13 protein-coding genes are annotated in these 13264 nt (G+C 69.1%); 12 read left to right on the top strand and 1 reads right to left on the bottom strand.

Annotation, left to right across the window (positions count from 1 at the left end; genetic code table 11):
• The first annotated feature begins 167 nt into the window (after window positions 1–167).
• The 7 genes from tldD (at window position 168) to AB6A69_RS04075 (ending at window position 7654) form a co-directional block, all read left to right on the top strand.
• Entirely contained in the window at window positions 168–1592 is a 1425-nt protein-coding gene (gene tldD / locus AB6A69_RS04105) for a metalloprotease TldD (RefSeq protein WP_371059809.1), read from the top strand.
• Window positions 1589–2032 carry a hypothetical protein gene (locus AB6A69_RS04100; protein WP_371059808.1) on the top strand — a complete coding sequence of 148 codons (444 nt, stop codon included), beginning with the start codon at window positions 1589–1591 and terminating at the stop codon, window positions 2030–2032. The genes tldD and AB6A69_RS04100 overlap by 4 nt, the downstream gene beginning before the upstream one ends.
• 73 nt (window positions 2033–2105) lie before the next feature.
• Window positions 2106–3287, top strand: coding sequence for a DNA-processing protein DprA (gene dprA / locus AB6A69_RS04095; RefSeq protein ID WP_371059807.1), 1182 nt, complete (start codon window positions 2106–2108; stop codon window positions 3285–3287).
• 109 nt (window positions 3288–3396) lie between these two features.
• Window positions 3397–6009: a type I DNA topoisomerase gene (gene topA / locus AB6A69_RS04090; RefSeq protein ID WP_371059805.1), complete on the top strand. Its 2613-nt coding sequence runs from the start codon at window positions 3397–3399 to the stop codon at window positions 6007–6009.
• Window positions 6010–6108: 99 nt separating this feature from the next.
• Window positions 6109–6819 (top strand): CoA transferase subunit A, encoded by a 711-nt coding sequence (locus tag AB6A69_RS04085; protein ID WP_371037012.1) that lies wholly within the window; start codon window positions 6109–6111, stop codon window positions 6817–6819.
• On the top strand, window positions 6816–7028 hold the full coding sequence (locus tag AB6A69_RS04080) for a hypothetical protein (protein ID WP_371037013.1): 213 nt from the start codon (window positions 6816–6818) through the stop codon (window positions 7026–7028). Before AB6A69_RS04085 ends, AB6A69_RS04080 begins: the two co-directional genes overlap by 4 nt.
• Window positions 7028–7654: a 3-oxoacid CoA-transferase subunit B gene (locus tag AB6A69_RS04075; RefSeq protein WP_371056273.1), complete on the top strand. Its 627-nt coding sequence runs from the start codon at window positions 7028–7030 to the stop codon at window positions 7652–7654. The genes AB6A69_RS04080 and AB6A69_RS04075 overlap by 1 nt, the downstream gene beginning before the upstream one ends.
• A 56-nt stretch (window positions 7655–7710) precedes the next feature.
• On the opposite strand, the gene AB6A69_RS04070 is transcribed toward AB6A69_RS04075, so the two are convergent.
• Window positions 7711–8559, bottom strand: coding sequence for a lytic transglycosylase domain-containing protein (locus tag AB6A69_RS04070; RefSeq protein ID WP_371059803.1), 849 nt, complete (start codon window positions 8557–8559; stop codon window positions 7711–7713).
• 305 nt (window positions 8560–8864) lie between these two features.
• Here AB6A69_RS04070 and AB6A69_RS04065 point away from each other — a divergent pair, with 305 nt between their 5' ends.
• From AB6A69_RS04065 to AB6A69_RS04045, 5 genes are all read left to right on the top strand, one after another.
• Entirely contained in the window at window positions 8865–9059 is a 195-nt protein-coding gene (locus AB6A69_RS04065; protein ID WP_371059802.1) for a hypothetical protein, read from the top strand.
• 439 nt (window positions 9060–9498) lie between these two features.
• Window positions 9499–9684 (top strand): hypothetical protein, encoded by a 186-nt coding sequence (locus AB6A69_RS04060; RefSeq protein ID WP_371056270.1) that lies wholly within the window; start codon window positions 9499–9501, stop codon window positions 9682–9684.
• A 241-nt stretch (window positions 9685–9925) separates the two neighbouring features.
• Complete coding sequence (cpaB, locus tag AB6A69_RS04055) at window positions 9926–10783, top strand: Flp pilus assembly protein CpaB (protein ID WP_371059801.1); 858 nt, start codon at window positions 9926–9928, stop codon at window positions 10781–10783.
• Window positions 10784–10985: 202 nt separating this feature from the next.
• Complete coding sequence (locus tag AB6A69_RS04050) at window positions 10986–12413, top strand: type II and III secretion system protein family protein (protein WP_371056268.1); 1428 nt, start codon at window positions 10986–10988, stop codon at window positions 12411–12413.
• 33 nt (window positions 12414–12446) lie between these two features.
• The gene (locus tag AB6A69_RS04045; RefSeq protein WP_371060038.1) at window positions 12447–13094 is read left to right on the top strand and encodes an OmpA family protein; all 648 of its coding nucleotides are present in this window, start codon (window positions 12447–12449) and stop codon (window positions 13092–13094) included.
• Window positions 13095–13264: the final 170 nt, after the last annotated feature.

Here is a 13264-nt window from a genome sequence, read left to right as displayed (position 1 = left end):
ATGAATCACCCTGATCGTTGGCTGGCACTGGTCCCGGCTGGCGGGTCGGTGGGTGCCGGTTGTCTCGCGGCTGGTAGAAACCATATTCCGAAAGACAGATAAAGCACCATCCTTGCGGCAAAGGGCCGCTTTTTTTGATCTGGATCAAATCCGAGGACCGTAAGCCAATGTCGCATAGCGCTTTCCGCCCCTTCGATACGCATCTCGACCGCGACGCGACGCTCGCCGCGCTTCGCGCCGCCACGGACGGCGCCGATGACGGCGAGATCTTCCTCGAACGGGCCAGAAGCGAAAGCCTCGTCTTCGACGACGGCCGCCTGCGCAGCGCCTCCTACGACGCGTCCGAAGGATTCGGGCTGCGCGCGGTGCGGGGCGAGGTCACAGGCTATGGCCACGCCACCGAGATCAGCGCCGCGGCGCTCGACCGCGCCGCGGAAACCGCGCGGCTTGCGGTCGGCGCGGGCGGCGGCACCTGGTCGGAGCCGCCCGCGGCCACGAACCGGCACCTATATTCCGACATCGACCCGATCGCCGGCGCCGAGTTTCCCGTGAAGGTCGAGACGCTCCGCGCCATCGACGACTACCTGCGCGCGGCCGACCCGCGCGTGGTGCAGGTGACCGCGAACGTGGCCGCCGCCTGCCAGGAGGTCGAGATCCTGCGCCCCGACGGGACCCATGTGCGAGACGTGCGGCCGATGGCGCGCCTCAACGTCTCCGTTATCCTCGAGGAGAACGGCCGCCGCGAAGCGGGCAGCGCCGGCGGCGGTGGCCGCATCGGCCTCGAGTCGCTCATCGACCCCGCGGCCTGGCGCGAGCGCGCCGACGAGGCGCTTCGGATCGCGCGGGTCAACCTGCGCGCCGAGCCCGCGCCGGCAGGCGTCATGGACATCGTTCTCGGCCCCGGCTGGCCCGGCATCCTGCTGCACGAGGCGGTGGGCCACGGACTCGAGGGCGACTTCAACCGCAAGGGCAGTTCGGCCTTCGCCGGGCTGATGGGAAGCCAGGTGGCGGCGAAGGGCGTCACCGTCATCGATGACGGCACGCTTCCCGATCGCCGCGGCTCGATCACCGTGGACGACGAGGGCACGCCCAGCGCCCGGAACGTGCTGATCGAGGACGGTGTCCTCGTGGGCTTCCTCCAGGATCGGCAGAACGCGCGGCTGATGGGCGTCGCGCCCACCGGGAACGGCCGCCGCCAGAGCTTCGCCCACGCGCCGATGCCCCGCATGACCAACACGATCATGGAAGGCGGCGATGCCGACCCAGAAGCGATGATCGCCGAGTTGAAGGACGGCATCTACGCCGTGGGCTTCGGCGGTGGCCAGGTCGACATCACCAACGGCAAGTTCGTCTTCTCCTGCACCGAGGCCTACCGGGTGAAGAACGGCAAGATCGGCGCGCCGGTGAAGGGCGCCACGCTGATCGGCGACGGCGCGACGGCGCTGCGCAACGTGCGCGCGGTCGGCAACGACATGGCGCTCGACCCGGGCATCGGCACCTGCGGCAAGGACGGGCAGTGGGTGCCCGTGGGCGTGGGCCAGCCGAGCGTGACGATCGGCGGGCTGACCGTGGGTGGCGCGCAGGCGGGGTGATCGACTCCGCCCGCTGGCCGGCGCTGCGCACGAAACCGGTCGCGCGGCCGCCCCTGCAACGGCTCGCCGCCGCTGCGCTCGCCGCATGGATCGCGCCGCCGGCGGCCGGTGCGGCGCTGCTGGTGCTGGGCAACCTTTTGCCGCCGGGGCCCGGCCCGACGGCTCTGAGCGTCGAGGGCTTCTTTCTCGTGTCGTCGGTGCGACTGTCCTGGGCGGGCCTCCTGGCCGGCGTGCCGCTGTCAGTGCTGGCGCTGCGCGCGGGGTTGGCCGGCTGGGCCGTGGCGCTGGGGGCCGGTGCGGCGCTGGGTGTGGGCGCAGACCTTGCGGTCGGGCTCGAGCCCGGGATCGTGCTGCCCGGTTCGGTCATGGCAGCCGCCGCCTACTGGCTGACGCTGCGCGGGGCGGTCGGGCCGGACCGGATGAGACCCGAGGACCGCTGACGCCGCGACCAGAGTTTACGCGCCGTTAACCCTCGAGGGCCTACAAGCGATTCTGCAAGACGGCGGAGCGGCGATGGCCGGAACATCAGTTTCTTCCACTCACCCCCCACTCCCACACACCATGGAAGACGACGTGGTCACGTGGCTTCGCCTCTTGCGCTCGCGGCGGGTGGGGCCGACCACGTTCCACAGGCTCATGGCGGAGCACGGCTCGGCGGCGGCCGCGCTTGACGCGCTGCCTGGGATCGCCCGCGCCGCCGGGATCGAACACTACCAGCCCTGCCCCCCCGGCGTCGCGCAGGCCGAACTTGCGGCAGGGCACGCGGCCGGCGCGCGGCTCCTGCGCTTCGGACAACCGGGTTATCCGACCGCGCTCGCCGATCTGCCGGATGCGCCGCCCGCGCTCTGGGCGGTCGGACGCCCCGACAGCCTCGCGCGGCCGCTCGTCGCACTCGTGGGGGCGCGAAACGCCTCCTCGCTCGGCACGCGGATGGCCCGCGCGCTGGCGCGCGGCCTGGGCGAGGCGGGCTATGCCGTGGTCTCGGGCCTTGCCCGCGGGGTCGACACCGCCGCGCATCACGCCGCGCTGGAAACCGGCACGATCGCCGTGCTGGCAGGCGGCGTCGACGTAGCCTACCCTGCCGAAAACGCGGAGCTTTTCCAGATGATCGGGCGGCAGGGGCTGCGGCTTTCGGAACAGCCCCCCGCCCGGGTCCCGCAAGCGCGCCACTTCCCCGCGCGCAACCGCATCGTTTCGGGGCTGGCGCGCGCGGTCGTCGTGGTGGAGGCGGCGGCGCGATCGGGCAGCCTGATCACCGCGCGCGCCGCGCTCGACCAGGGGCGTGAGGTTCTGGCCGTGCCCGGCCACCCGTTCGACGCGCGCGCCGCGGGCTGCAACATGCTGATCCGCGACGGGGCGCGGCTGGTGCGCCGGGCCGAGGACGTGATCGAGGCGATAGGGCTGCCCGGGGACCACCCGACCGGCCAGCCGGACCTGCCCCTGGCGCCGCCCGCGGCCAGGACACCGCCGGAGGCGGAAGGGTCGCCGCCCGCGGCGCCGCGTTGCGGTGCCCCGCGAGGGATCGCATCGCTCCGGGACGAGATACTGGACAGGCTGGGCCCGTCCCCGCTGGCCGAGGATCAGCTTGTGCGCGACCTCGCGCGGCCCGCGGCCGAGGTCGCCCCCGCGCTTCTGGAGCTCGAACTCGACGGCCGGATCGCGCGGCGGCCGGGCGGCCTTCTCACCCGGACCTGACGGGCCCGGCGGGCGGCAGGGCCGCGCGGCGCCGATTGACTCGAGGGGCTTGCACGCCAAGTGTTGCGCGTCCATATCCCGGCACAAACCGCAGGAGCCGCCCCCCAGCATGCCCGTCGTCGTCGTCGAATCCCCGGCCAAGGCCAAGACCATCAACAAGTATCTGGGCGACGACTATACCGTTCTGGCCTCCTACGGGCATGTCCGAGACCTGCCGCCCAAGGACGGATCGGTGGATCCCGAGCACGGCTTCGACATGAAATGGGAGGTGGCGAGCGACAGCCAGAAGCATGTCCGCGCCATCGCCGAGGCGCTCAAGGACGACCCCGAACTCATCCTCGCCACCGACCCCGACCGCGAGGGCGAGGCGATCTCCTGGCACCTCGAGGAGGCGCTCAGGAAGCGCCGTGCCCTCAAAAAGGACACGCCAGTGCGCCGCGTCGTCTTCAACGCGATCACCAAGTCGGCCGTCACCGAGGCGATGAAGAACCCGCGCGACATCGACGCCCCGCTGGTCGAGGCCTATCTCGCGCGCCGGGCGCTCGACTACCTCGTGGGGTTCAACCTCTCCCCCGTGCTGTGGCGCAAGCTGCCCGGCGCGAAATCGGCGGGCCGCGTGCAGTCGGTCTGCCTGCGCCTCATCGTCGAGCGCGAGATGGAGATCGAGGCGTTCCGGCCCCGCGAATACTGGACGGTGACGGCCGAACTCGCCACGCCGCGCGGCCAGACCTACGCGGCGCGACTTACCGTGCTGGGAGGCAAGAAGCTCGACAAGTTCGACGTCGCGGACGCCACGCAGGCCGAACTTGCGGTGCAGGCGATCACCTCGCGGGATCTCGCCGTCAGCTCTGTCGAGGCCAAGCCCGCCACCCGCAACCCTGCGCCCCCCTTCATGACCTCCACGCTCCAGCAGGAGGCCAGCCGCAAGTTCGGCATGGGCGCGCGCCAGACGATGAGCACGGCGCAACGGCTCTACGAGGCCGGGCACATCACCTACATGCGAACCGACGGGATCGACATGGCACCCGAGGCGGTACACGCGGCGCGGGACGCGATCGCGGACCGTTTCGGCGCGGACTACGTCCCGAAATCGCCCCGCATGTACAAGAACAAGGCGAAGAACGCGCAGGAAGCGCACGAGTGCATCCGCCCCACCGACATGACGAAGGATGCCGCGGCGCTACGCCTCTCCGACGCCGACCAGCGCAAGCTCTACGACCTGATCTGGAAGCGCACGCTCGCCTGCCAGATGGAGGCCGCGCGGCTGGAGCGGACGACCGTCGAGATCGGCAGCCGCGACGGCCAGGTGGGCCTGCGCGCCACGGGCCAGGTCGTGCTTTTCGACGGTTTTCTCAAGATCTACGAGGAAGGCCGCGACGACGCCGAGGACGAAGACGGCAACCGCCTGCCGCAGATCTCCGAGGGCGAGGCGGCCGAGAAGCGCGACATCAAGCCCGAACAGCATTTCACCCAGCCCCCGCCGCGTTACACCGAGGCGACGCTGGTGAAGAAGATGGAGGAGCTGGGCATCGGCCGGCCCTCGACCTATGCCTCCATCGTCACCACGATCCAGGACCGGGGCTATGTCCGCAAGGACAAGAACCGGCTTCTCCCCGAGGACAAGGGGCGGCTCGTGACCGCCTTCCTCGTCAATTACTTCCGCAAATACGTCGGCTACGACTTCACCGCCAAGCTCGAGGACGAGCTCGACGATGTGAGCGCGGGCGAGCGGGACTGGAAGGACGTTCTGGACCGGTTCTGGCGCGATTTCTCCGCGGCGCTGGCCGAAACGTCGGACCTGCGCATCTCGGAGGTGCTCGACAAGATCGACGAGGTGCTCGCGCCCCATCTCTACCCGCCGCAGGAGGACGGGGGCGACCCGCGCGCCTGCCCCATCTGCGGCAACGGGCGGCTTTCCATGCGCACCTCGCGGGCGGGCGGCGCCTTCATCGGCTGCTCGAACTACCCCGAGTGCCGCTTCACGCGCCCCTTCGGCCCGCCGGGCATGGAGGACGGCGACGAGATCGGCCCCGACGGCAAGTTGCTGGGCCATGACGCGGGCGACGCGATCACGCTGCGAAAGGGTCGGTTCGGGCCCTACGTGCAGCGCGGCGAAGCGAGCGAGGCGCAGCCCAAGCCGCCGCGCGCCTCGCTGCCCAAGGGGTGGGAGCCGTCTGAGATCGACCTGGAAAAGGCGCTCCTTCTGCTCAGCCTTCCGCGCGAGGTCGGTCCCCATCCCGACGACGGCGAGATGATCGAGGCCGGGATCGGACGCTACGGGCCCTTCGTGAAGCACGGCAAGAAATACGCCAACCTTACCAGCGTCGAGGAGGTCTTCGAAATCGGCCAGAATCGCGCCGTCGAGGTTCTGGCCCAGAAGAAGACGCGCGGGGCGAGCACCGCCAAGCCGCTCAAGGAGCTGGGCGAGCACCCCGAGAACGGCGGGCCCATCGCCGTGATGGATGGCCGCTACGGCCCTTACGTGAAATGGGAGAAGGTGAACGCGACGCTGCCCAAGGGCACCGATCCCGCCGACGTGACGCTCGACATGGCGGTGAAGCTCGTGGCCGAGAAGGCTGCGAAGAAGGGCGGCGGCAAGACGGCGGCGAAGAAGCCCGTCTCCGCCAAAAAATCCGGCGGCGCGAAGAAATCCGGCACGGCGAAGAAATCCGCCGCGTCGGGCGGCGGCTCCACGGCGCGCCGCAAGGCTGCGGGCGGCTGAAACCGGTTCCCGGCCCGCGACGGGCCCCGCTGCGCCGTTGACACTCCGCGGACGCGCGGCCACAACTCGCCGCGATATTCGGCCATCAGGGAGACCGGCATGAACAAGGTCTATGGCAGCGCCGCCGAGGCGCTCGACGGGCTCTTGCACGACGGGATGTTCATCGCGGCGGGCGGCTTCGGCCTCTGCGGCATCCCCGAGTTGCTCTTGCAGGCGATCAAGGAGGCGGGCACGAAGGATCTGACCTTCGCCTCGAACAATGCCGGGGTGGACGATTTCGGCATCGGCATCCTGCTTCAGACCCGGCAGGTGAAAAAGATGATCTCCTCCTACGTGGGCGAGAACGCGGAATTCATGCGGCAGTACCTGTCCGGAGAGCTGGAGCTGGAGTTCAACCCGCAAGGCACGCTGGCCGAGCGGATGCGCGCGGGCGGCGCGGGCATCGCCGGATTCTACACCAAGACCGGCTACGGCACGCAGATCGGCGAGGGCAAGGAGGTGAAGGAGTTCGGCGGCGAGCCCTACATCCTCGAGCGCGGCATCTTCGCCGACCTGTCCATCGTCAAGGCGTGGAAGGCCGACACCACCGGAAACGCGATCTTCCGCAAGACCGCCCGCAACTTCAACCCGCCGGCCGCGATGTGCGGCAAGGTCTGCGTCATGGAGGTCGAGGAGATCGTGGAGCCGGGCGAGCTCGACCCCGACGGCATCCACCTGCCCGGCATCTACGTGCATCGCCTGATCCAGGGCGATCACGAGAAGCGCATCGAACAGCGGACGGTCCGCAAGAAAGAGGAGGCGCCGGCATGACCCTCAGGGCCAGCGATATCGAGAAGCTTCTGGCCGACAGCGCCAGCTCGGAGGTCTTCATCGAGATGGAGGACGCCGAGGTCGAGATGGACACCGGTCACGGCAACCTCGAAAATCTCGCGAAAGCGCACGGTTACCGCCTCGGCGACCGGATCCATCAGGACGGCCGGAGCGGCCGCATGTTCCACCTCTACCCGGAGAAGAGCTGATGCCCTGGGACCGCGATCAGATGGCCGAGCGGGCCGCTCGGGAACTCGAGGACGGGATGTATGTCAACCTAGGCATCGGCATCCCGACGCTGGTGTCGAACTACATCCCCGAGGGCGTGCAGGTCACGCTCCAGTCGGAGAACGGGATGCTCGGCATGGGCCCCTTTCCGGTCGAAGGCACGGAGGATCCCGATCTCATCAACGCCGGCAAGCAGACGATCACCGAACTGCCGCACACCGCCTATTTCGACAGCGCGACCAGCTTCGGCATGATCCGGGGCGGCAAGATCGCGATGGCGATCCTGGGCGCGATGGAGGTTTCGGAGGAGGGCGACCTCGCCAACTGGATGATCCCCGGCAAGCTGGTGAAGGGCATGGGCGGGGCCATGGACCTGGTGGCGGGCGTGAAGCGCGTCGTCGTGGTCATGGATCACACCAACAAGGCCGGCGCCGCGAAGATCCTCAAGGAATGCACCCTGCCGCTGACGGGCAAGGGCGTCGTGGACCGGATCATCACGAATCTCGGCGTGCTCGACGTGGCGCACAAGGGGCTTCACATCGTCGAGACCGCGCCCGGCGTGACGCGGGAGGAGATCATCGCCAAGACCGAGGCGGCGATCGTCTGAGGCGCGCGATCCCGCGCGGGGCCGGCGCCGCCTGCCCTGCGCGCGGCGCGCGCGGGCTAGTTGCCGTTCGCAGCGACGTTCGTCGCGAAGACGCAGCCGTCGCTGAGGAACATGGGCGGGGTGATGCACAGGCCGCGCGCCACCTCGTAGGCGGCCAGCACCTTCGGCACGTAGTCGCGCGTCTCGGCGAAGGGGGGCACGCCCGCGTGGTCGTCCACCGCGCCCTCGCCCGCGTTGTAGCCTGCCAGCACCAGCATCGGGTCGCCGTCGAAACGGCGCATAAGCCAGTCCAGATAGGCGACCCCGCCGTCAATGTTCTGCGCCGTGTCGAAACTGTCCGTCACGCCGAAGCGCGCGGCGGTCGCCGGGATAAGCTGCATCAGCCCTTGTGCGCCCGCACGGCTCACCGCGTCGGCGCGCCCGCCCGATTCCACCGAGATCACGGCCAGCACGAGGGCGGGCGACACCTGGGTTCCGGCGGTGGCCCGCAGGATCGCCGCGCCATGGGCGCGCGCGATCTTCTGCAGGCTTTGCAGGCGCGGCGCGCGCACCGCCCCGTCGCCCGAGGCACGCCCGAGGGCGGCAAGCGCCGCGTCGAGCCGGCCCGGCCCGCCCTGCGCCCGGCCCGGAGAGACGGCCTCCCAGAACCATGCGTGGCGCCCGGCGTCGGGCGGCGTCGCACCCTCACCGGGCGTGGGTGTCCGCGCGCGCGGCTCGCGCGGCTCGAGCGGCCCCCAGGCGCGTTCCATGTCCTCCGGCGTGATCTGGACGGTCACGCGCGGCCGCTCCCCGGGGGCCGGCGGCTTCACGAACCGGGGCGACACCCCGGGCTCCTCGGGCGCGGTCTCGGCGGTGGCCATGCCGGCCAGCGCCATGGCGGCGACGGCGATCAGCCTGCCTCGCATGGGGGTCGCTCCTGCTCTGCCTCGCCGGCGCCTGGCGCGCCGGTCATCGTGTTTTTCTCCGCTCCGCCACGCATCGCGTGCGGCCAGAACCACCCTACACGCCCTGGCGCCCGCATCCGTGAGCGGGAACCGCGACCGGCTGACATTTCTTCTAATTGTGCCAGTTGCGCCTCAGTCGAACCACATTTCGAGGCGATTCATTACCTCAGCCGACACGGGGCAACGCTGCCAAACAGACCAGCCCGCAGGCTCCGGACGGTGCAAAGTGAAACGCGACGATGTCATCGCAATATGGAGACGAGACAATGATGAACTTCCTCAAGACCTTCCGCAAGGACGAAGCCGGCGCCGTGACCGTGGACTGGGTCGTGCTGACCGCAGCCGTCGTGGCCCTCGCCATCGCCGCCTACGGCGCCATCAACGAGAACGCGTTCAACCTGGCTCAGACCGCAGCAGGCGACGTCGCCAGCTCGACCCCGACCTACGGCGGCGGTAGCTAAGTCGCACGAACGGATGGCCCTGCGGGGCCGCAAAAGCCCGGCGCTCCAGCGCCGGGCTTTCTTCTTTGGCCCACGGGCAGACGGACGAAGGTCATGCCGTGCGGAGGTCACCCGGCTTCGGCACGTGGGATCGGGCCGCGGCGCCTGGCAGCCAGACAGCTCGCCCCATGCCCCGGATGACGTGACATGCCCGAAACGATCCTTTTCCGGACCAGGGCCAATCCCCGCATCGCGGCGGATCTCCCCGGAAAGGACCGAAAATTCGTGCCGGTGCAACGCCCCGCGCGCTCGCGCGGGCACATTTCAAACCATTCACGCCAAAAATGCGCCCGAATTTTCACGTCTACTCTACGTCAACCGTAACGGGGGCGGCGGATCGAAAGGCTGCTGAAATTTGCGAAGCGGTGGTCGCCGAGCAACGCTTCGAACCGGAGATTTGATGATGCTTTATTTCCTGAAGACCTTCCGAAAGAGGGACGACGGCGCCGTCACCGTGGACTGGGTGGTCCTGACCGCGGCGGTCGTGGCCCTTGCCGTCGTCGCCTATGTGAACATCAACGACAATGCGATGACCCTCAGCACGGCCACCGCGAACCAGATCCCGACGGATCTCAAGGAATATTGAGTCCGCCGCACGCGGCAGCCGCGCCCCATATGGGGCAGGCGCGGCGCGGGCGGCCCGGCTTGCCCCGCCACGGGATGGGCACGCTCGCCGGGGCCCGACGCCCGCGGTCGCGCGTTTTCCCGCGGTTTTCCCAGAAATCGACACAATCTGGCGGCACGATCCGATCGAAGACTTCGCGTGCCGTGACAATCGGCAATTTTTCGTGGGCGCCGCGGCCCCGCACAAGCAGTGAGGATATGACATGCGACTCGTATTCGGCCTCGTGCTGATCCTCGGCCTCGCCCTGGCGGGCGGGGCGGTCTTCATGGCCAAGAACTACATCGAAGGATACCAGACGGCGCTGGCGCAGGAGCGCGCGGCCCGTCCCGCGCCGGTGCCCACGGAGGAGGTGTTCGTCGCGGCCCGCGCGCTGAAATACGGAGAGATCCTCACGCCCGAGGACGTGCGCACGGTCGCGTGGCCCAAGGCCGCCCTGCCCGAGGGCGTCTTCCTTGCGAGCGCGGGATCGCTTTTCGACGAGGGCGAGGACCGCCCGCGCACCGTGACCCGCGCCATGGAAGAGAACGAGGCGATCCTTGCCGTGAAAGTCACCGAGCCCGGCGAAGCGGCCGGGCTGACCACGCGCCTGCCCCGCGGGATGCGGGCCTTCGCGATCAAGGTGGACGTGGCCTCGGGCGTTTCGGGCTTCCTGCGCCCGGGCGACCGCGTGGACATCTACTGGACCGGCCGGGCGGTCGGCTCCGGCGGCGGCGACATGACGAAGCTCATCGAGACCGGTGTCGAACTCATCGCGGTGGACCAGAGCGCGGACAGCGCCGAGATCTCGGATACGACCATCGCGCGGACGGTGACGGTGGCGGCATGGCCGCAGCAGGTGGCGGCGCTGGCGCAGGCGCAGTCGACCGGGCGCCTCGCGCTGTCGCTCGTCGGCGTCAACGACGACACCGTCGCCGAGGCGATCGAGGTGGACCAGATGGAACTTCTCGGCATCGAAAAGCCCGAGCCGACCATGCAGAAGACCCCCGAGAAGGAGGTGTGCACGGTCCGGACGCGCCGTGGCAACGAGGTCGTCGAAATCCCGATCCCCTGCACAAACTGAAACAGTTTCAATCTGTTGCGGATCGCCCGCACGCGCAAAGCGTGCGGGCGATCTTGCATTCTCGGTGCACGTGTTGCCACTTGTCCACATAAGCTGCAAAGGCGAACCCTTTGATTCTTGATTGAAATCGGAAAATGGGCCACGGTCGGTTCAAAGGCGGCGACGAGACCGCTCCATCCCCGTGATCCGAGAGGCAGGTCACATGCAATTTAACCGAGTCGTCACGGCCGCCATGCTTGGTCTGGCCGCCGCCGCAGCAAATCCCCCCGCACCGGCCGCCGCCGAGACCGTCCGCGTGATTCGCGAAGGCACGTCTTCGCGCCTCGACGTCGCGGTCAGCCGCGCCGTGGTCGTCGAAAGCGACGTGCCCTTTGCGGAGCTGTCGATCGCCAATCCGCAGATCGCCGACATCTCGTCTCTGAGCGACCGCACGATCTACGTGCTCGGCCGCGCGCCCGGTGTCACGACGCTGTCGCTGTTCGACGCGGCCGGGCAGCTCATCACCAACGTGGACGTCCGCGTCGCCGCGGACGTGACCGAGTTCAAGGAACGCCTTCAGCAGATCCTGCCGGGCGAGCGAATCGAGGTGCGCACCGCGAATGACGGTATCGTGCTCTCGGGCACGGTCTCCTCTTCCCAGAGGCTTCAGCGCGCCCTCGACCTGGCCGAACGCTACGCGCCCGACCGCGTCTCCAACCTGATGAGCGTGGGCGGTGTTCAGCAGGTCATGCTCAAGGTGCGGTTCGCCGAGATGCAGCGCTCCGTGTCCAAGTCGCTGAGCAGCTCGGTCGCCCTCGGCGGCGCGGCGTTCGACGACGAGCTGGGCATCCAGTCCGGCACCAACACCGCAATTCCCTTCGGGGGCCAGCAAAGCACGCTGAACGGCAACCTGCCGGCGTCCAACTCCAACAACGGCGCCATCCTCTTCGGGTTCGACGTGGGCTCGGTCGAGGTCGGCATCCTGCTCGAGGCTCTGGAGTCGAAGGGCATGGTGCGTACGCTCGCGGAGCCCAACCTCACCGCCCTGTCCGGGCAGGAGGCCCAGTTCCTCGCCGGTGGCGAATACCCGGTGCCGATCGCCCAGGACGACGGCAACGTGACGGTGGAATTCAAGCCCTTCGGCATCGAGCTCAACTTCACGCCCCGGGTCGTGGACGGGGATCTCATCAACCTCGAGCTGGAAGCGGCGGTCTCGGCCATCGATCCGGCCAACGGCATCTCGATCGACGCCTTCCGCATCGACGCGTTCCGCCGCCGCGAAGCGTCCACCACGGTGGAGATGCGCGACGGCGAGAGCTTTGCCATCGCGGGACTGCTTCAGGACGATTTCCGCGACCTGAACGGCCAGGTGCCGTGGCTGGGCGACATCCCGGTTCTGGGCGCGCTCTTTCGCAGCGCCGAGTATCAGCGCGAGCAGTCCGAGCTTGTGATCATCGTGACGCCGCATCTCGTGTCGCCGACGCGCGGCGAGGCGCTCGCGTTGCCGACCGACCGCGTCACGCCGCCGACGGAGCGGGACCTCTTCCTCTTCGGGCGCGTCGCGAGCGAGCGTAACGCCAACATGCGCGGCGGCGCGGGCGAGGTCGCACGGCAGGATTTCAGCGGGTCCTACGGCTACGTGATGGACTGAGGCACGGGACAGCGAACAGGAGATCGCGCCATGATGAAGTATCTCGCCCCGATCGGACTGGTGGCGCTTGGCGCCTGTTCCGATCCCGGGAACCCGGGCACCCGCGCCTTCGACAGGCCCGCCGGCGCCATCACCGACGCACAGGGCGGGTTTGGCGCGGCCACGATGAACAACAAGCTGGTGATGACCGGCCAGCAAAGCGCGGCGACGAACCTCGCCAACCGCTTCGCGGAGGCCGTGCCGACAACGGTGAATTTCGCCTTCGACAGCGCGGTGCTCGACGCCGACGCGCAGCAGACCCTGCGCGCGCAGGCCGACTTCATCCGCCAGTTCCCCGAATTGCGCTTCCGCGTCTACGGCCATACCGACCTGGTCGGAAGCGCGGCCTACAACAAGCAGCTCGGCCTGCGCCGGGCGCAGGCCGTCGTGGGATATTTCGCGAGCCTCGGCATCTCGCGCGACCGGCTGGAGGCGGTGGCCTCCTTCGGCGAGACGCAGCCGCTGATCCCGACGCCGGGCCGCGAGCGGCTGAATCGGCGCACGGTCACCGAGGTCTCGGGCTTCTACGAGCGCCACCCCAGCGTGCTGGACGGCAAATACGCGCAGGTTGTCTACCGCGAATACGTCGCGAGCGCGGTGCCGACATCGGGCCTCGAAGGGACCACTGCGGGCGATCTGTAAACAAACCCAGGGGCGAGGGCCGACCGTCGCCGCGGATCGAACAAATACGATCTTTCGGCCCTAATCTTGCCCAACTTCTCAGACACTTTCCCTCTAACGGGTTGGTGGGCCACCCCAAAGCCGGGACAGGCCCGAGCTTCCGGGGCCGTGCGATCCATGCGCGGACCCTG

Source organism: Rhodosalinus sp. 5P4, from assembly GCF_041365695.1.
GTDB lineage: Bacteria > Pseudomonadota > Alphaproteobacteria > Rhodobacterales > Rhodobacteraceae > Rhodosalinus.
Note: the sequence above shows the minus strand (reverse complement) of the source record. Positions and strands in the feature narration are given on the sequence as shown.